This window comes from Streptomyces sp. NPDC042336 (assembly GCF_055581985.1).
In genome coordinates, this window is the sequence record NZ_JBVJEA010000010.1 from 249326 (window position 1) to 266399 (window position 17074).

Sequence of the window (17074 nt, forward strand, 5' to 3'; positions counted from 1 at the left end):
ACCGGGAGTGGATCTCGTACGTCCGGTTCCCGGCGGCCTGCTCCGGGCTGCTCCTGCTGGTGTGGTTCCCGCTGATCGGCGGCCGGGTCGACGCGAGCTACGCGGGGGTCACCGGACTGTCGGCGGACGGCTTCCTCACCCGCTGGCTGCTGATCACGGCGGTGCTGTTCGGCGGTTCGGCGGTGCTGCTCGCCGGGCGGCTGCTGCGCAGCGCGACGAAGCGGCGCCCGCCCGACGTCCATTGACCGGCGGTCCGCCAGCCGGCGGCACCCGCGCGGCGCAGCAGGGCCCGGGTGCCGATCCGCGCCCAGGGGAAGGGGCTGCCGGCGGTGTGGGTGTCGGTGACGCCGACGAGCTGGACGTGGGTGCGTTCGTCGACGTCGACCGGAGCCGTCTCGGCGATCAGCAGGCCGCCGGGTGCCAGCAGGGCGGCGACGCGGGCCAGCAGGGCGCGGGGGTCGCCGCCGATGCCGACGTTGCCGTCCATGAGGAGGACGGTGTCCCAGCGGCCCTCGCCGGGCAGCGGCTCGAACACGGAGCGCCGCAGGCACTGCCCGCCGAGCCGTACGGTGCGGGCCACGGCGGCCTCGCTGACGTCGATGCCGAGGACGGTGCGGCCCCGGGCGGCGAGTTCGGCCACCAGGCGGCCGGGTCCGCAGCCCACGTCGAGCACGGCGCCCTCGCAGCGGTCCAGCACCTCCAGGTCGACCGTGTCGGCCCGGGCGCACCAGCGCTCCACCTCCAGCGGCAGCAGCCAGCCGTCGGCGCGGCGCAGGAACAGCGGCCCGTGTCCCGACCGCAGGGCGGCGGCGTAGGGGTCGGAGGCGTCCCAGGCGGGGGCGGGGGCCTTCCGGGCGGGGCCGGGGCGCGTGGCCGCCTTCACCGACTCGCCCGCCGGTCCGCGGCCGGTGCGCAGGCCGCCAGCCGCGCGGCGAACCGGCCGCCCGGGGCCAGGGCGGCGACGGCGTGGGCGTCGGCGGCGGTGTCGACGTCGCGCAGGCGTGGCAGGTCGCGCACCCGCAGTCCCGCCGTCAGAAGCCGCTCGCGCTGCACGGCTCCCGTGACCGGCGTCGACATGGGCACGCCGCGCAGCAGCGCGGGCTCCGGCCGGGCCAGGCCCAGGGCCCAGAAGCCGCCGTCCTCCGCCGGGCCGAAGTACGCGTCGCAGTCGCCGAAGTCCACGTCGAGCAGGTCCGGCGCCACCTGCGGGGTGTCCATCCCGATCAGCAGGGCGGGCCCCGCGCACCCGGCGAACGCGTCCGCGAGGCGCGCGTCGAGACCGCCCGCGCCCTGCGGTACGACGTCGAAGCCGGGCGGCAGCCAGGGGCCGGGGTCGCCGTCGAGCACCAGGACCCGGCGGCGCGCGGGCGTCGCGGCCACGGCGCCCAGGGTGTCGGCGAGGGCCGCCTCGGCCAGCGCGGCCGCCTCGGCGGGGGTGAAGGGCGGGGTGAGGCGGGTCTTGACCCGGCCGGGACGCGGTTGCTTGGCGATGACGAGGAGGGTGGTCGTGGCGGTCACCGGGTGACGCTCCTCTCGCCGTTCCCCGCACGGACGGCCGGCGGCTCGGCGAGGACGCGGCGCATGTCCCGTACCGCGTGCCAGGTGCCGCGCCAGGTTCCGGTCACCTTCGAGGCGCCGGTGCGGGGCAGGTACGGGACGTCGTGCTCGGCGATCCGCCAGCCCGCGTCGGCGGCCCGCACCACCATCTGCAGCGGGTAGCCGCTGCGCCGGTCGGTGAGGCCGAGGCCGAGCAGCGGCTCGCGGCGGGCGGCGCGCAGCGGGCCGAGGTCGTGCAGCCGCAGGCCGGTGCGGCGGCGCAGCATCCGGGCCAGGGCGAGGTTGCCGGCGCGGGCGTGGACGGGCCAGGCGCCCCTGGCCCGCGGTCGCCGACGGCCGAGCACGAGGTCGGAGGTGCCGGCGCGGATCTCCCGTACGAACGGTGCCAGCAGGCCCGGGTCGAGGGAGGCGTCGCAGTCGCAGAAGCAGACGATGTCGGCGGTCGCGGCGGTCAGCCCGGCGTGGCAGGCGGCGCCGAAACCGCGGCGCGGCTCGGTCACGACCGTGGCGCCGAGCGAGCGGGCGAGGTCCGCCGAGCCGTCGGTGGAGCCGTTGTCGACGACGAGCGCACGCCAGCCGGCCGGCACGCGGGCCAGGACCCAGGGGAGGGCCCCGGCCTCGTTCAGGCAGGGGAGTACGACGTCGACGTCCGGAGCGGGCGAGGTGGTCACGGCGTTCACCCTACGAACCGGAACCGGACGAATCGGGCTTCCAGTCCTTACGAAACACGGACGTCGGCAGCCCGGCCGCCCGCGCGGGGGACGCCGACGGCCCCCCGATGCGACGCTGACCCCATGCACCAGCACCCCCACCAGCCCACCCCACCGCCCCCGGCCCCGGGCGGGCCTCCGGTCCTGGCCGCGGGCGAGGCACCGGTCCTGGCCCCGGGCGGGCCTCCGGCCGAAACCGGGGCCGTTCCTGGGACTGGGCCCGCGGTCGTCTCCGGGGGCGCCCCTGACGTTGGGTCCGAGGCCGTCTCCGGGACGGCTCCTGCGGGTGGGCCTGAGGTCGTCTCCGGGGGTGGATCTGCCGCGGTTCCTGCGGCGGGGTCTGGGACCGGACCCGAGGGCGTCCCCGTGGCGGGGGCCGGGGCCGTCTCCGGGGGTGAGGCCGTTGCCGAGGGTGGATCAGGGGGTGGCGCCGCACGGGTGCTCGTCGTGGACGACGACCCCACCGTTGCGGAGGTCGTGGCCGGGTATCTGGTGCGTGCCGGTTATCGGGTCGACCGGGCCGGTGACGGTCCGGGCGCGCTGGGCCGGGCCGCCGCGCACCGTCCCGACCTGGTGGTGCTCGACCTGATGCTGCCCGGCATGGACGGCCTGGAGGTGTGCCGACGGCTGCGCGCCCAGGGGCCGGTGCCGGTCATCATGCTGACCGCCCGGGGCGAGGAGGACGACCGCGTCCTCGGTCTGGAGGTCGGCGCCGACGACTACGTCACCAAGCCGTTCAGCCCGCGGGAACTGGTGCTGCGGGTGGAGTCCGTCCTGCGCCGCACCCGGCCGGTACCGGCCCCGGCGCCGCGCCCGCCGTCCGCGGCCGGTCTCACCGCCGACCCGGCCGCCCGCAGGGCCACCAAGGACGGCACCGAACTGGCCCTCACCCTCCGCGAGTTCGATCTCCTCGTCTTCTTCCTGCGCAACCCCGGGCGGGCGTTCGCCCGGGAGGAGCTGATGCGCGAGGTGTGGGGCTGGGACTTCGGCGACCTGTCCACCGTGACCGTCCACGTCCGGCGGCTGCGCGGCAAGGTCGAGGACGATCCGGCCCGCCCCCGGCTGATCCAGACGGTGTGGGGCGTGGGCTACCGCTTCGACCCGGCCGGCCGGGAGGCGGACTGACCGTGCACGCCACCCTCCTCATCGCCCTCTACGCCTTCGCGGGCGCCGCCGCCACCGGCCTGGTGGGCGCGGGCGTGCTGCGGCTGATCCGGCGGCGCTCGCTGACCGCGTCGCTCGCCGTGGTGGCGGCGGTCGCCGTCCTCGCGATGCTCGCCGGCACGCTGGCCGTCGCCTGGGCGATGTTCCTGTCCCCGCACGACCTGTCGGTCGTCACGACCGTCGTGGCGATGGCCGCCGTCGTCTCCCTGGCCACGGCGCTACTGCTGGGCCGCTGGGTGGTCGCCCGCAGTCGTGAACTGGCGGCGGCGGCACGCTCGTTCGGCGACGACGGGGACTACGCGGCCCCCACCACCCCGGCGACCGCCGAACTGGACGCGCTCAGCCGCGAACTGGCGGCCACCAGCGCCCGGCTCGCGCAGTCCCGGGAGCGGGAGCGGGCCCTGGAGACCTCCCGGCGCGAGCTGGTCGCCTGGATCTCGCACGACCTGCGCACCCCGCTGGCCGGGCTGCGCGCCATGTCCGAGGCGCTGGAGGACGGGGTCGCCGCCGACCCCGACCGCTATCTGCGGCAGATCCGGGCCGAGGTGGAACGCCTCAACGACATGGTCGGCGACCTCTTCGAACTCTCCCGCATCCACGCCGGCACGCTCGTCCTCGCCCCGGCCCGGATCTCGCTCTACGACCTGGTCGGTGACGCCCTCGCGGGCGCGGACCCGCTCGCGCGCCGGCACGGCGTACGGCTCGTCGGCGACGCGGTGGCGGCCGTACCGGTCGAGGTGGACGGCAAGGAGATGAGCCGGGTCCTGGGCAACCTGCTGGTCAACGCGATCCGCCGCACCCCGGCCGACGGCACGGTCGCGGTCGCCGCCGAGCGGTCCGGCGACGGCGTGGTGGTCTCCGTGACCGACGGCTGCGGCGGCATCCCCGAGGAGGACCTGCCGCGGGTGTTCGACACCGGCTGGCGCGGCTCCCACGCCCGTACGCCCCCCGCCGGGGCGGGTCTGGGCCTCGCCATCGTCCGCGGCATCGTCGAGGCCCACCGCGGCCGGGCCACGGTCCGCAACATCCCCGGCGGCTGCCGCTTCGAGGTGACCCTGCCGCTGGCGGAGGCCTGAGCCCCGGGGGGGGGCGGGTCACTCCCCCCGCAGGCCCGCCCGCGCGAACTCCCGCATGCCCTCGGCGAACCCCACCCGGGGCCGCCAGCCCAGGTCGGTGCGCAGCCGGGTGGAGTCGGCGGTGATGTGGCGGACGTCGCCCAGCCGGTACTCGCCGGTGACGACGGGCTCGGGTCCGCCGTGGGCGGCGGCCAGCGCGGTGGCCATCTCGCCCACCGTGTGCGGCTCACCGCTGCCGGTGTTGTAGACGCCGAGCGCACCCTCCGGCGGCCCGGCGGCCTCCAGCGCCGCCACGTTCGCCGCGGCCACGTCCCGCACGTGCACGAAGTCCCGGCGCTGGCGGCCGTCCTCGAAGACGCGCGGGGCCTCACCGCGGGCCAGCGCGGAGCGGAAGAAGGAGGCGACACCGGCGTACGGGGTGTCGCGGGGCATCCGGGGGCCGTACACGTTGTGGTACCGCAGCGACACCGCCGTCGCGCCGGTCGTCCGGGCCCAGGCGGCGGCCAGGTGCTCCTGGGCCAGCTTGGTCGTGGCGTACACGTTGCGCGGGTCGGCCGGGGCGTCCTCGCCGACCAGTCCGGGGGCCAGGTCCGCGCCGCACTGCGGGCACACGGGCTCGAACCGGCCCGCGTCCAGATCGGCGACGGCGCGCGGCCCCGGCCGCACCACCCCGTGCCGGGGGCACGCGTACCGGCCCTCCCCGTACACGACCATCGACCCGGCGAGCACCAGCCGCCGGACGCCCGCACCGGCCATCGCGGTGAGCAGTACGGCGGTGCCGAGGTCGTTACGGGAGACGTACTCCGCCGCGTCGGCGAACCCGTTGCCGAGGCCGACCATCGCCGCCTGGTGGCACACGGCGTCCGCACCGGCCAGCGCCCGGGCGAGGGCCGCCGGATCGCGCACGTCGGCGCCGGGGTCCTCGCGGAGGTCGTAGCCGACGGGCTCGTGCCCGTGCTCCCGCAGGGCCTCGACGACGTGGGACCCGATGAAACCGGCGCTGCCGGTGACCAGTACGCGCATGGGCGACACGCTAGGCCCGCGGGAGCGCCGGAACGGGCCGGCCGGCCGGCACGTCACGGGTTCGTAAGGGGCGGGGAGGCACGGCCGCCGAAGGTGACTTTGCCATTCCTTTACAACCTGCCCGGTCCCCGCCTCGTCTCTCCGTCCGACCCGCATCACCACCCGCGGTGTGCCGACGCGCCGACGCGTGGACGCGCCGACGACGAGAGAGAGCGACCCGATGCGCCGAACGATCCTCACCGCCGTGGCCCTGGCCTGCACCGCCGTACTGGCGGGCACCGCGCCCGCATTCGCCGACGACCCCTCCCCGGTCCCCTCCGCACCCGCCGCCAGCACCCCGAGCCCCGGCACCGGACCGAGCGAGGCAACCCCCGCGCCCTCCGTCAGCGTCCCGGCCGAGCCGACCCAGGCACCGGCCCCCGCGCCCGCCGACGGCCAGGTCTCCGTCGTACCCGAGGGCGCGGCCGACACCGGGGTGGCGGCGCCCTCCGACCCGGCCGGGACCGACGGGACCGCGGTCGGCGCGAGCACCGGCGGGGTGCTCCTCGCGGGCGGCGCGGTCCTGTTCGTCGTCCGCCGCCGACGGGCGGCGGCGACCGGCGCATGATCCCGCGCCCCGGCCGCGCCCTCGCCGCCGCCGCGCTGGCCGCGCTGCTGGCGGGCTGCGGCGGTCAGGGGGACGGCGACGCCGCCCCCGCCCGCCCGGCGCCCGCGACGACCCCGGCGGCACCGCCCGAGCGGGCCCCCGCGAAGCCGGTGCGGCCCCTGGCGCGTTCGGTGCCGGTGGGGCTGCGCATCCCCGCCATCGGCGTCGACACCCCGGTGATGGGCCTCGGGCTGGCCTCGGACGGCACGGTGGAGGTGCCGCCCGTCGCGGACGACGACCGCGCCGGCTGGTACCGGCACTCGCCGACCCCGGGTCAGGCGGGTCCTTCGGTCCTCCTCGGCCATGTCACGGTCGGCCGGTACGGCGACGGGGTCTTCCGCCACCTCGCGCGGCTGCACCGCGGCGACCGGATCGAGGCCCGCCTGGCGAACGGCACCGCCGCCGAGTTCACGGTCACGGCCGTACGGACGGTGGCCAAGGCCGACTTCCCCACGCACGACGTCTACGGCGACGTGGCCGGGCCTGAGCTGCGGCTCATCACCTGCGGCGGCCCGCGCGACGGCGAGGAGTACCGGGACAACGTGATCGTCTTCGCCGGACTGAGCGCCACCAGGGGCGCCCGGGGCCCGTCCGCCTGACCGGCCCTGGTGCGCACCGCACACCCTCACGACCATGGAGAGCGTTGAAACGGTCCCGTGACAGGGCGGCGTCCGAACTGTTCGCCGCCCTGTATCCGCGCCTCGCCGGCTGGTGCCGTCGGCTCGTCGACGACGACGAGACCGCCCACGAGATCGCCTCGGAGGCGTTCACCCGGCTCTGGGCCCGCTGGACGTCCGTGGAGGAGCCCCGCGGCTTCCTCTACGTCACCGCCGCCAACCTCGTGCGCGACCACTGGCGCAAGCTGGAGCGCGAGCGCCGGGCGGTGCGCCGGGTCACCGCGGAGGTCGCCGTGCGCCCGCACCCCGAACAGGCCGACCCCTCGGTGCGGCTGCTCGTACAGTCCCTGCCGGAGCGACTGCGCGTGCCGATCCTGCTCCACTACTACGCCGACATGCCGATCCGGGAGGTGTCCGCGCTGACCGGACGCAAGGAGGGGACCGTCAAGGCCGACCTGCACGCGGCCCGCGAACTGCTCCGCGTCCATCTGAGGAGAAGCCTTGACCACACGTCTTGAGGACGAGATGGACGAGCCCGGATTCGACCACGACGATCCGCTGCTGGTCGTCCTGCGTCCGGGCGCCGATCTCCTGGGCGCGCCGCCGGGCCGTTACGAGGCGGTCCGCCGCGCCGCGTCCCGCCGGCGCCTGCTGCGCGCCGCCGCCGGTGCCGCCGCGACCGCTGCCGCCGCCGCGCTGATCGCGCTGCCGCTGCACTGGGCGGCCCCCGCCCAGCCCGCGCGCCCGGCGCCGCCCATGGCCCCCGCCCCGGCCGCCCCCGCGCCGGAGGCGTCGCCGAGCCCGGCCCCGCCGAGCGACTCCACGCGGGCGCCCGGTCCCGGCCCCGCGCTGCCGACGGAGGCCCCCGCCACGTCCGCCGCCACGCCGTCGCCGTCCGAGCCGTCGGCCGCACAGCCGTCGCCCGAGCCGAGCGACCCGCCGGTGCGGCAGGTACCGTCGGGCGCGCCCGGCACCGTGGTGCCCACGCCCTCGGTGCACGACCCCGCGGAGCAGGACGGCCCGGCGACCGTGGACGGTACGGCTGCTACAACAGGGTGATGATCTATCACGTGGTGCCGCTCGCCGAGTGGAACGCCGAGCCGGGGCGGCCGTACGCGCCCGCCTCCCTCGCCGAGGACGGGTTCGTCCACTGCTCGCCCGACGAGGAGACCACGCTCGCCGTCGTCAACGCCTTCTACCGCGGCGCTCCCCGGCCGCTGGTGGCACTGCTCGTCGACGAGGACCGGCTCACCGCGAGGTGCCGGTGGGAGGCGGCCGACCCGGCACCGCCGCCGGGCGTCGCCGAGGGCACACTCTTCCCGCACGTGTTCGGCCCCCTCGACCGTGCGGCCGTCCAGCGCGTGCTGGAGGTCCGCTGGGACGACGGGGGCCGGGCCGCGGGACTGTCCTGACCTCAGTGCTCCTGGGGGACGATGGCGCCGCCGAGCAGCGCGGACGCCGTCTCGACCGGCGTGGCGACGGGCGCCGACGGCGCGGGTTCGACGCCGGGGGCCGGGTGGCAGGTGAAGCCGAGGCGGGCCATGGCCCGGGTCACCTCGCCGCCGGAGAAGTCGCGCCGGTCCTGCCGGGTGATGACCTCGCCCACCTGCTTGACGGGGTAGCGACGGCGGCCGATGGTGACCGACTCACCGGTGACCGGCTCGGGCGTGATGCCCTTCATCGAGTCCAGCACCCCGCCCTTGGTGAGGTCGAACGGGTACCGGGCGATGACACAGCGCATGATGCCTCCAAAAGGGGGATGGAGCGGGTGGGTCCGGGCGGTCCCGGGGCGGGGCGTCCCAGGGGTGTTCCAGAGTGTTCCAGAGTGGTCAGGGCGCTCCGGTGCTGTCCGGGGCGCCCGAGCGGGCCTAGGCCGCCGAGCCGGTCGAACCGGCGGAGCCGCCCGTGGACTGGCGGCGCGGCCTGCGGCGCGGGGACTCACCGGTGGGCCGCCCCTGGCCGGCGCGGCCCTGGCCGGTGCGCGGCTGCGCGGTGCCGGCACCCTGGCCGCCGCCGCGCCCCTGCGAGGGACGGCTGCGACGGCCGCGGGACGAGGACCCCGCGCCGGAGGCGGCACGCCGGGGGCGCTCCACGACCGGTGCGGCGATGACGACGGGGACACCGGAGGGGGCCTGCGCACCGGTGATGCGGGCCAGCTCCGCCTCGCCCGAGCGGATCGGGGTGACCAGCGGGGTGATGCCGGCCGAGGCCATCAGCCGGGTCATCTCGCGCCGCTGGTCCGGCGTCACCAGGGTGACGACGCTGCCGGACTCGCCGGCCCGGGCCGTACGGCCGCCACGGTGCAGGTAGTCCTTGTGGTCGCCGGGCGGGTCGACGTTGACGACCAGGTCGAGGTTGTCGACGTGGATGCCGCGGGCCGCGACGTTGGTCGCCACCAGCGCCGTCACCTGCCCGTCCTTGAACTGGGCGAGGGTCCGGGTGCGCTGCGGCTGGGACTTGCCGCCGTGCAGTCCGGCGGCGCGCACCCCGCTCTTCAGCAGCTGCTTCACCAGCCGGTCCACCCGGTGCTTGGTGTCCAGGAACATGATGACCCGGCCCTCGCGCGCCGCGATCTCGACGGTCGCGCGCTGCTTGTCCTCGTCCTGCACGTGCAGGACGTGGTGCTCCATCGTGGTGACGGCACCGGCCGACGGGTCGACGGAGTGGACCACCGGGTCCGTCAGGTAGCGGCGGACCAGCCGGTCGACGTTGCGGTCGAGGGTGGCCGAGAACAGCATCCGCTGCCCGTCCGGCGCGACCTGGTCGAGCAGGGCGGTGACCTGCGGCATGAAGCCCATGTCGGTCATCTGGTCGGCCTCGTCCAGCACCGTGATGGTGACGTCGCCCAGGGCGCAGTCGCCGCGGTCGATGAGGTCCTTGAGCCGTCCGGGCGTCGCGACGACGACCTCGGCGCCGGAGCGCAGTGCCCCGGCCTGCCGGCCGATCGACATGCCGCCGACCACGGTGGCCGACCTGAGGCCCGCGGCGCGGGCGTACGGGCTGAGCGCGTCGGTGACCTGCTGGGCCAGCTCACGGGTGGGGACGAGGACGAGGGCGAGCGGACGCCGCGGCTCGGCGCGCTTGCCCGCGGTGCGGGCCAGCAGGGCGAGACCAAAGGCGAGCGTCTTGCCCGAACCGGTGCGGCCGCGGCCGAGCACGTCCCGTCCGGCCAGGGAGTTCGGCAGGGTCGCCGCCTGGATCGGGAACGGCACGCTCACGCCCTGGTCGCCGAGGGCGGCCAGCATGCGGGGCGGCAGGTCGAGTTCGGCGAAGGTCTCGACGGCGGGCAGCGCCGGGGTGACCGTCTTCGGCAGCGCGAACTCGCCGCCCTGGGGGGCGGCCGCCGGACGGCGGCCGGAGTTCTGGGGGCGGCCGGCCGAACGGGAGCGACGGGGGCCTTCGGTGGAGCGTCGGCGGTCGTTGGTGCGTGTGCGGTTCATGGGGAACCTTCCTTGATACGGCACGTATCAAGGGAGACCCGCAGCGGACGAGCGGCGCAGGGAATCGCAAGAACGAGCCGACCCGGTCGATTTCGGCGTGGTGCGCCGAGTGGACCGGGAGAATTGATGAATTGCGGAGAACGCGGGTGACGCGAACGCGCGGGACGCAGTCGGTGCCCCGCGCGGCGGGACGGGGCGCTGTGCGCCCGGAAACGCGGCGAGCTGGGGCCCGCACCCCAAGGTGCGGGCCCCAGCTGCGGAGTATGCGTGAGCGTCAGGCCGGGGTGATGTTCTCGGCCGTCGGGCCCTTCTGGCCCTGCGCGATGTCGAAGGTCACCTTCTGACCCTCGAGCAGCTCGCGGAAGCCCTGCGCGTTGATGTTCGAGTAGTGGGCGAAGACGTCGGGGCCGCCGCCGTCCTGCTCGATGAAGCCGAAGCCCTTTTCGGCGTTGAACCACTTCACGGTGCCGGAAGCCATGTTTTCTCCTTCGGTACGGTGCTCGGAGTCCACCCTGTGTGCACTCCGGTCGCCGCGATGATCACCCCGTCGGAAAAAACCTTCAGGCAACCACAACTGCAACTTCCCTCGACAGTAGCACGCCGTGATCGGCCGGGTGCCGGGGATAATCTTGGCCCGATCGGTCGCCCGGGGAATATTCCCGGCACGCCGGCCGACTTCTCCCGGCGCCCAGGCGGATGTCGCCCAGGGACCCACCGCCGACACCCCCGTATCGAGACAAAGGACACGTCCGTACGGGTGGCCGGGCCGGGGGAGGAACGGTTCGGCGTCCGGCTGCGTCGTCCCCTTCCAGGACACGGCGGCCGTGTCCCGGAGAGGGGCGGCGCGGTGGCTGCGGACGGGTTCGCCAAGTGGACACGGCGGTTCGAGGACGAGCGTGAGCGCAGAGCGGCGCAGGGCGATCCGGACTGGGCGCGCGGCGCCGTACTGCACCGGGCGGTGTGGGCCGGCATCCAGCGCTTCCAGGTCGGCGAGGACGGTGACGGGGCGAACCTCGTCGCCAAGGCGGACGAGGCGGGCGACGCCGACTACGCGCGGGCGGTGCGGCTGTTCGTCGCCGAGGAGCAGAACCACGCCCGGCTCCTCGCCCGGCTGCTGGAGGCCGGCGGCCGGCCGACGCTGAGCGGCCACTGGAGCGACACCGCCTTCGTGCGGCTGCGGCGGCTGCTGGGCCTGCGCACGGAACTGCTGGTGCTGATGATCGCCGAGGTCGTGGCGCTGCGCTACTACCGCGCCCTGCGGGACGGCACCGACGACGCGCTGACGTCGGAGGTGGCGGGCCGGATCCTGGCCGACGAACGGCGCCACGTCCCCTTCCACTGCGAGCGGCTGCACGACTCGCTGGCCGAACTCCCCGCCGTGACACGCCGCCCCGTGATGGCCCTGTGGCGGCTGCTCCTCCTCGCGGCCACCCTGGTCGTCGTCGCCGACCACGGCGCGGGGCTGCGCCGGCTCGGCGTCGGGCGGCGCCGTTTCGCGGCCGACGTGACGGCCTCGTCCGCCGAGGTGGTCCGCGCCGTGCTGGCCCCGCGACCGGACGCGTGGGCCGGCGGCGCGTGAGGACCCGGTACCGGCGGTGTGTGGGGCTCGGCTCCGGCGGCGGGGGCGGGCGTCCGCCGTCAGGCCGTACTACTTGCTGACGGCGAAGCGCATCAGGGCGTGCTCGTCGCCCTGCTTGATCTTGCCCGTCTCGTTGACGACCTCCAGCTTCCAGCTGCCCCCGGCCCGTACCGCCTTGGCCACGGCGCATCCGTTGTCCTGGCTCAGCAGGCTGGGCCAGATGTCGGCGACCTGCTCCGTGCTGCCGCCGGTGGCGTCGTAGACCTTGAAGCTGATGTTGCGCGCCTTCTGGAAGGAGCTCCCCTTCTTGTACGCGGCGGCGACGAAGACGATCGACGTGATGGCGCTCGGGAGCCGCGCGAACTCGACGGTCACCGTCTCGTCGTCCCCGTCCCCGTGGCCGGTCTGGTTGTCGCCGCTGTGCAGCAGCGAGCCGTTGCCCATCGGGTCGAGCGAGTCGAGGCCGGCGAGCCGTACCGGGTCCCCGCCCTGGAGGGCGACGGCGATCAGGTCGAGGTCGGTGCCGGTCTTGCGCCGCAGCTTGCCGAGCACTCCGCCGCTGCTGCCGGCCGTGGGGTCCCAGGAGACGCCGATGGACAGGTGGGTCACTCCGTCCAGGTCGGCGGGGCCGCCTTCCTTGGTGAGCGTGATCATGTGTGGTCATCCTCCGTGGGTCGTGCCTGTGCCGCAGAGTCTGCCTGGCGCCGGAACGTTTCGGCAGGGCGGGGCGGCCGGTCAGTTTTCGAGAAGCACCGCGGGCCCGGCCGCCCATACCGTCGAGGACATGAACTCCATCGACTCCGTCACCCTCGAGGTGGCCGACACCGAGGCCGCCGCCCGCTTCTACGCCGACGCCTTCGGACTCGACGGATCGCGGGTGCGGGTCCGCGCCTCCGCCTCCCCGACGAGCGGGTTCCGCGGCTTCACGCTGTCGCTCGTGGTGGCTCAGCCCGGCAACGTCGACGCGCTGTTCACCGCCGCCGTCGACGCCGGCGCCACCGTCCTCAAGCCCGCCGCGAAGTCGCTGTGGGGCTACGGCGGGGTCGTCCAGGCGCCGGACGGCACGGTCTGGCAGATCGCGACCTCGGCGAAGAAGGACACCGCCCCGGTCACCCGCGACGTCGACGAGATCGTGCTCCTCCTGGGCGTCGAGGACGTCAAGGCCACCAAGCGGTTCTACGTGGAGCAGGGCCTGACCGTGGGCAAGAGCTTCGGCGGGAAGTACGTCGAGTTCGCCACCGGCCCGGGCGCCGTCAAGCTCTCCCTCTACAAGCGCCGGGCCCTCGCCAAGGTCGCGGGCGTGTCCGCCGAGGGCACCGGCTCGCACCGTCTCGTCGTCTCCGGCGGCACCCGCCCGTTCGACGACCCGGACGGCTTCACCTGGCAGCCGGAACTCCGACACTGATGGGCTAGTTTCCTGTGCATGTCATCACGGGAAACTCCGCGAATACCCAGGGGCGGGACGCGGGCGGGACTCTGGGCCGTGGCGGGTGCGGCGACCCTCGCGTTCCTCATAGCCCTGGAGATCGCCGCGCGCCGCTACGGGCTGCCGGGGCCGATGACCAACCAGGCCAAGGAGCTGGTGTTCGCCCCCGCCTCGGGGCCCCTGCTCTACGCCGGTCTGGCGCTGACCATGGTGGTCCTGACCTGGCGGCAGCGGTTCGCCGCGGCGGCCGTCGCGGTCGGCATCGACCTCGCCGTCGCGCTGGTGCGGTGGGCAGCGGACGCCACCGCGTCCGGCAGCCACTCCTTCGGCAACGGCGCGCTGTGGGTGGTCCTGGGCTGCGGGGCAGTCGCCGTGACGCGACGCACCGGACCCGAGCGGATCCTGCTGCTGAAGGGCGTCGGGCTCGGTCTCCTGCTGGTGGCCGGGCGCAAGACGGGCGACGCCTGGCTGCTGATCACGTCGAAGACGCGTCCGGACGTGCTCGACCCGTACGTGGCGACCGCCGACCACGCGCTGGGGAACCCGTCGTGGCTGGTGGGACGCGCCGTCCAGGCCACGGGCCCGGTCGGTGAGCACATACTGGACTGGGTCTACGTCCAGCTCGCGGTGGCCGCGGTCGTGGTCGCGCTGTACCAACTGCGCAAGGTGGGTGCCGAGCGCCGGTTCCCGCGCCACCACCTGGTCCGCACCTTCCTGCTGATCGGTCTGCTCGGGCCGGGCATCTACATGGTCTTCCCGGTGGTCGGGCCGGTCTTCGCCTACGGCACCGGCGCCTTCGGCACCGGCGGCGCGGAGTGGGCCATCGCCGACCTGTGGCCGCACACGCTCCCGCCGATCGGCCCGCCGCACCCGTTCACGTACGACGGGGTCACCCCCCGCAACTGCATGCCCAGCCTGCACACGGCGTGGGCCACCGTGATCTTCATCCACTCCCGCAAGGGCCCGCGCGCCCTTCGCTGGGCAGGGACCTTCTGGCTGGTCGCCACGCTCACCGCGACGCTGGGGTTCGGCTACCACTACGCCATCGACCTCGTCGCCGGCGTGGTCTTCGCGGTCACGGTCGAGGCGGGGCTGCGCGCCCTGGACCGCGGCTGGGACCGGTCGGGCAGCCTGCTGGTCGCCCACGGGGCGCTGGTGTTCACCGCGATCCTGGTGTCGACGCGCTACCTGTCGCTGGAGATGGCCCGGCACCCGTGGGTCTTCGGGCCGCTCCTGCTGCTGGCGATGGCCTCGGTGATCCACGGCTACGTACGGACCGCGAAGGGCTGGGAACCGGCGACCGTGACGCCGCCGGCGCGGCCGGAACCGCAACTGGAGGCGGCCTGAGCGACCGGCCCGGCCCCGCCCGTCGGCCGATCGCGGGAGTTCGCATCTCGTCGGATGCCGCGGGCTCCGGACCCGAGGGCCGGACAGCCGCCCGCGCCGGGACCGCCACCGGCGTGGCGCCGAGGCACCCGGTCACCCGGTCACCCGGCCGGTACCGTGCACCCATGCCTGATCTGACCCCTTCCTCCCCCGCCGAGGCCTACGCGGCGCTGCTCCAGGGCAACGCCCGCTTCGTGAGCGGTGACCGCCTGCACCCCAACCAGGACGCCGACCGCCGGTCGGAGCTGGCCCCGCGTCAGCATCCGTTCGCGGTGCTCTTCGGCTGCTCGGACTCGCGGCTCGCGGCCGAGATCATCTTCGACCGGGGGCTGGGCGACCTGTTCGTGGTGCGGACGGCCGGCCATGTGGCGGGCGCGGAGGTGCTGGGCAGTGTCGAGTACGGCGTCGACGTGCTGGGCGCACCGCTCGTGGTGGTGCTCGGGCACGACTCCTGCGGCGCGGTCACCGCGGCCGCCGAGACCGTGCACGGCGGCACGGCGCCGGCCGGTTACCTCGGGGACGTGGTGGAGCGGGTGATCCCGAGCGTGCTCGCGGCGCGCGCCCTGGGGCGCACGGAGATCGACGAGTTCGTGGACGAGCACATCCGCCGGAGCGTCGACGGGCTGGTGGGGCGCTCGGCGCTGCTGGCGGCCGAGGTGGCCGCCGGCCGGTGCGCGGTCGTCGGCCTGTCCTACCGCCTGGCCGGCGGAACGGTGAAGCGCGTGGCGGCCCACGGGCTCCCGGAGTAGCCGACCTCACTGGTGCCGCCGCGATGTCACTGGTGGCATCGCGGCGGCACCACTCATTTGGGCGGCGTTTCCGCAGGTCGGAGGGCTGTCCTTCGGTGCCACGCGATTGTGGCGCCAGTACGGCTTGCGTATGACGCCATCGTGGTGCCATCATGGCGTCATGGACCTCACCCCGTACGTCGACACACTCCGCCGGGAACTCGCGGTGGCCGCCGAAGCCGGTGGCCGGGAATCCCGTGAGCTGGCCGAGCGGCTCATCGCTCCGCTGGACTCGGCGACCCGGCTGACCATGCTCAACGTGCTCTCCGCCGCGATGGACGAGATCACCCGCGAACTGGCCCCCGGTTCGGTCGACGTACGGCTGCGCGGGCTCGAACCCGACTTCGTGGTGACGCTGCCGCCCGCCGACACCGGCGCCGCGGAGCACGTCGCGCCGGTCGAGACGTTCAAGGCGCCGGCACCGGCACCCGCCGAAGGTGACGAGGGCGGCACCGCCCGGGTCAACCTGCGGCTGCCGGCCCACCTCAAGACGCGGGCCGAGGAGGCCGCGAGCCGCGAGGGACTGTCGGTCAACGCCTGGCTGGTGCGGGCCGTGTCGGCCGCCGTCGACGGCGGCGGCGCCCCACCCGCGCCGGAGCGGGCGCGCACCGTCGGGCAGAGCTTCACCGGCTGGGTGCGCTAGCCACCCGCACTCGCCCCCGGCCCGCACCGGGCCCGGAGAACCAAGCACAGCACAGCGCTCACGCCATGTCCCACCAGCGGGGACACCCCACGGACTCACGAGGACGGTACAGCCATGCCTTCTTTCGACACTCCCGGACCCATCGCGGTGACCGCCCACGTGGGCGCCGGTTCCATCCGGTTCAGCGCGGGCGACCGGCTCGACACGGTCGTCGAGGTGCGACCCGGCGACCCCCAGCGCGACAAGGACGTACGGGCCGCCGAGCAGACCGAGGTCTCCTACGCGAGCGGCGTCCTGACGATCAGTACGAAGGAGCGCCGCCTGATCGGCCCCACCGGCACCGTCGACGTGACGGTGGAACTGCCCGCCGGCTCGCGGGTCGACATGGACGGCTCCTGGGCCCAGGTCCTCGGCGAGGGCCGGCTCGGCGAGGTCCGGGTGAAGACCCCGGGCGGTGACGTCCGCCTGGACACGACCGGGCCGCTCCAGCTCAACGCCTCCCACGGCTCGGTCACCGTGGACCGGGTCGAGGGCTCGGCCGAGATCACCACCAGCTCCGGCAGCGTGCGCGTCGGCGTCATCGACGGTCCCGCGGTACTGAAGAACTCGCACGGCTCCACCACCGTGGGCGTCGCACTCGGCGACCTGCGGGTGAAGAACGCCAACGGCGACATCAACGTCACCCGCGCCGAGGCCTCGCTCACCGCCACCACCGCCCACGGCACCCTGCGGGTGGACGAGGTGGCCCGCGGCGAGATCCGGCTGGAGACCTCCTACGGTGCCATCCAGGTCGGCGTCCGCGAGGGCACGGCCGCCTGGCTCGACGCCCAGTCCAGCGGCGGGCAGGTGCGCAACACCCTCACCGCGTCCGGCGGCCCCGCCGCGACCGAGGAGACCGTGAAGGTCCACGCCCGCACCCGCTACGGCAACATCGACGTCCGCCGCGCCAAGGGCTGAGCGCTCGCCCTTCCCACCGGGCACCTCACACCCGTCCCCCTCTTGTCGTCCCTCTGCCGCCT

General features: G+C 75.2%; 21 protein-coding genes. 13 read left to right on the plus strand and 8 right to left on the minus strand.

Annotated elements, in window-relative coordinates:
• Positions 1-97 precede the first annotated feature (97 nt).
• From ACZ6IM_RS22875 to ACZ6IM_RS22885, 3 genes are read right to left on the minus strand one after another with little or no spacing between them, the layout of a single operon-like run.
• Positions 98-883 (minus strand): class I SAM-dependent methyltransferase, encoded by a 786-nt coding sequence (locus tag ACZ6IM_RS22875; RefSeq protein ID WP_052836577.1) that lies wholly within the window; start codon positions 881-883, stop codon positions 98-100.
• Positions 880-1518, minus strand: a complete 639-nt coding sequence (locus ACZ6IM_RS22880) for a TIGR04282 family arsenosugar biosynthesis glycosyltransferase (protein WP_052836576.1) — start codon at positions 1516-1518, stop codon at positions 880-882. Before ACZ6IM_RS22880 ends, ACZ6IM_RS22875 begins: the two co-directional genes overlap by 4 nt.
• Complete coding sequence (locus ACZ6IM_RS22885) at positions 1515-2237, minus strand: glycosyltransferase family 2 protein (RefSeq protein ID WP_052836575.1); 723 nt, start codon at positions 2235-2237, stop codon at positions 1515-1517. The genes ACZ6IM_RS22880 and ACZ6IM_RS22885 overlap by 4 nt, the downstream gene beginning before the upstream one ends.
• 396 nt (positions 2238-2633) lie before the next feature.
• Here ACZ6IM_RS22885 and ACZ6IM_RS22890 point away from each other — a divergent pair, with 396 nt between their 5' ends.
• A complete protein-coding gene (locus ACZ6IM_RS22890) occupies positions 2634-3392 on the plus strand; it encodes a response regulator transcription factor (RefSeq protein WP_469558591.1) in 759 nt (252 codons plus the stop codon).
• Between the two features lie 2 nt (positions 3393-3394).
• Entirely contained in the window at positions 3395-4507 is a 1113-nt protein-coding gene (locus ACZ6IM_RS22895) for a sensor histidine kinase (protein WP_052836573.1), read from the plus strand.
• A gap of 18 nt (positions 4508-4525) precedes the next feature.
• On the opposite strand, the gene ACZ6IM_RS22900 is transcribed toward ACZ6IM_RS22895, so the two are convergent.
• Complete coding sequence (locus ACZ6IM_RS22900; RefSeq protein WP_052836572.1) at positions 4526-5530, minus strand: NAD-dependent epimerase/dehydratase family protein; 1005 nt, start codon at positions 5528-5530, stop codon at positions 4526-4528.
• 220 nt (positions 5531-5750) lie between these two features.
• Here ACZ6IM_RS22900 and ACZ6IM_RS22905 point away from each other — a divergent pair, with 220 nt between their 5' ends.
• Genes ACZ6IM_RS22905 through ACZ6IM_RS22925 form a run of 5 tightly spaced genes read left to right on the plus strand, consistent with a single transcriptional unit; the run spans position 5751 to position 8205 of the window.
• Complete coding sequence (locus tag ACZ6IM_RS22905; protein WP_469558595.1) at positions 5751-6137, plus strand: sortase-dependent protein; 387 nt, start codon at positions 5751-5753, stop codon at positions 6135-6137.
• The gene (locus ACZ6IM_RS22910; protein ID WP_469558598.1) at positions 6134-6775 is read left to right on the plus strand and encodes a class F sortase; all 642 of its coding nucleotides are present in this window, start codon (positions 6134-6136) and stop codon (positions 6773-6775) included. Before ACZ6IM_RS22905 ends, ACZ6IM_RS22910 begins: the two co-directional genes overlap by 4 nt.
• Positions 6776-6819: 44 nt before the next feature.
• Entirely contained in the window at positions 6820-7311 is a 492-nt protein-coding gene (locus ACZ6IM_RS22915) for an RNA polymerase sigma factor (RefSeq protein ID WP_052836569.1), read from the plus strand.
• Positions 7295-7852: a hypothetical protein gene (locus ACZ6IM_RS22920; RefSeq protein ID WP_469558601.1), complete on the plus strand. Its 558-nt coding sequence runs from the start codon at positions 7295-7297 to the stop codon at positions 7850-7852. Before ACZ6IM_RS22915 ends, ACZ6IM_RS22920 begins: the two co-directional genes overlap by 17 nt.
• Positions 7852-8205 (plus strand): DUF952 domain-containing protein, encoded by a 354-nt coding sequence (locus tag ACZ6IM_RS22925; RefSeq protein WP_052836567.1) that lies wholly within the window; start codon positions 7852-7854, stop codon positions 8203-8205. The genes ACZ6IM_RS22920 and ACZ6IM_RS22925 overlap by 1 nt, the downstream gene beginning before the upstream one ends.
• A gap of 2 nt (positions 8206-8207) precedes the next feature.
• Here the strand turns inward: ACZ6IM_RS22925 and ACZ6IM_RS22930 are convergent, their stop codons facing one another.
• From ACZ6IM_RS22930 to ACZ6IM_RS22940, 3 genes are all read right to left on the minus strand, one after another.
• The gene (locus ACZ6IM_RS22930) at positions 8208-8534 is read right to left on the minus strand and encodes an SCO5918 family protein (protein WP_052836566.1); all 327 of its coding nucleotides are present in this window, start codon (positions 8532-8534) and stop codon (positions 8208-8210) included.
• A 127-nt stretch (positions 8535-8661) separates the two neighbouring features.
• Positions 8662-10233 (minus strand): DEAD/DEAH box helicase, encoded by a 1572-nt coding sequence (locus ACZ6IM_RS22935; RefSeq protein WP_052836565.1) that lies wholly within the window; start codon positions 10231-10233, stop codon positions 8662-8664.
• A 274-nt stretch (positions 10234-10507) separates the two neighbouring features.
• Positions 10508-10711 (minus strand): cold-shock protein, encoded by a 204-nt coding sequence (locus ACZ6IM_RS22940; protein ID WP_003975209.1) that lies wholly within the window; start codon positions 10709-10711, stop codon positions 10508-10510.
• A gap of 369 nt (positions 10712-11080) precedes the next feature.
• Between ACZ6IM_RS22940 and ACZ6IM_RS22945 the strand changes: the two genes are divergently transcribed.
• On the plus strand, positions 11081-11812 hold the full coding sequence (locus tag ACZ6IM_RS22945) for a ferritin-like domain-containing protein (RefSeq protein WP_052836564.1): 732 nt from the start codon (positions 11081-11083) through the stop codon (positions 11810-11812).
• A 69-nt stretch (positions 11813-11881) separates the two neighbouring features.
• On the opposite strand, the gene ACZ6IM_RS22950 is transcribed toward ACZ6IM_RS22945, so the two are convergent.
• Positions 11882-12466: a TerD family protein gene (locus ACZ6IM_RS22950; protein WP_469558606.1), complete on the minus strand. Its 585-nt coding sequence runs from the start codon at positions 12464-12466 to the stop codon at positions 11882-11884.
• A 130-nt stretch (positions 12467-12596) separates the two neighbouring features.
• Between ACZ6IM_RS22950 and ACZ6IM_RS22955 the strand changes: the two genes are divergently transcribed.
• The 5 genes from ACZ6IM_RS22955 (at position 12597) to ACZ6IM_RS22975 (ending at position 17012) form a co-directional block, all read left to right on the plus strand.
• The gene (locus ACZ6IM_RS22955; RefSeq protein WP_052836562.1) at positions 12597-13217 is read left to right on the plus strand and encodes a VOC family protein; all 621 of its coding nucleotides are present in this window, start codon (positions 12597-12599) and stop codon (positions 13215-13217) included.
• 78 nt (positions 13218-13295) lie between these two features.
• Positions 13296-14585 (plus strand): phosphatase PAP2 family protein, encoded by a 1290-nt coding sequence (locus ACZ6IM_RS22960; RefSeq protein ID WP_052836561.1) that lies wholly within the window; start codon positions 13296-13298, stop codon positions 14583-14585.
• Between the two features lie 164 nt (positions 14586-14749).
• Positions 14750-15373, plus strand: coding sequence for a carbonic anhydrase (locus tag ACZ6IM_RS22965; RefSeq protein ID WP_052836560.1), 624 nt, complete (start codon positions 14750-14752; stop codon positions 15371-15373).
• A gap of 160 nt (positions 15374-15533) precedes the next feature.
• Positions 15534-16055 (plus strand): type II toxin-antitoxin system HicB family antitoxin, encoded by a 522-nt coding sequence (locus ACZ6IM_RS22970; RefSeq protein WP_052836559.1) that lies wholly within the window; start codon positions 15534-15536, stop codon positions 16053-16055.
• A 114-nt stretch (positions 16056-16169) separates the two neighbouring features.
• A complete protein-coding gene (locus ACZ6IM_RS22975) occupies positions 16170-17012 on the plus strand; it encodes a DUF4097 family beta strand repeat-containing protein (protein ID WP_052836558.1) in 843 nt (280 codons plus the stop codon).
• Positions 17013-17074: the final 62 nt, after the last annotated feature.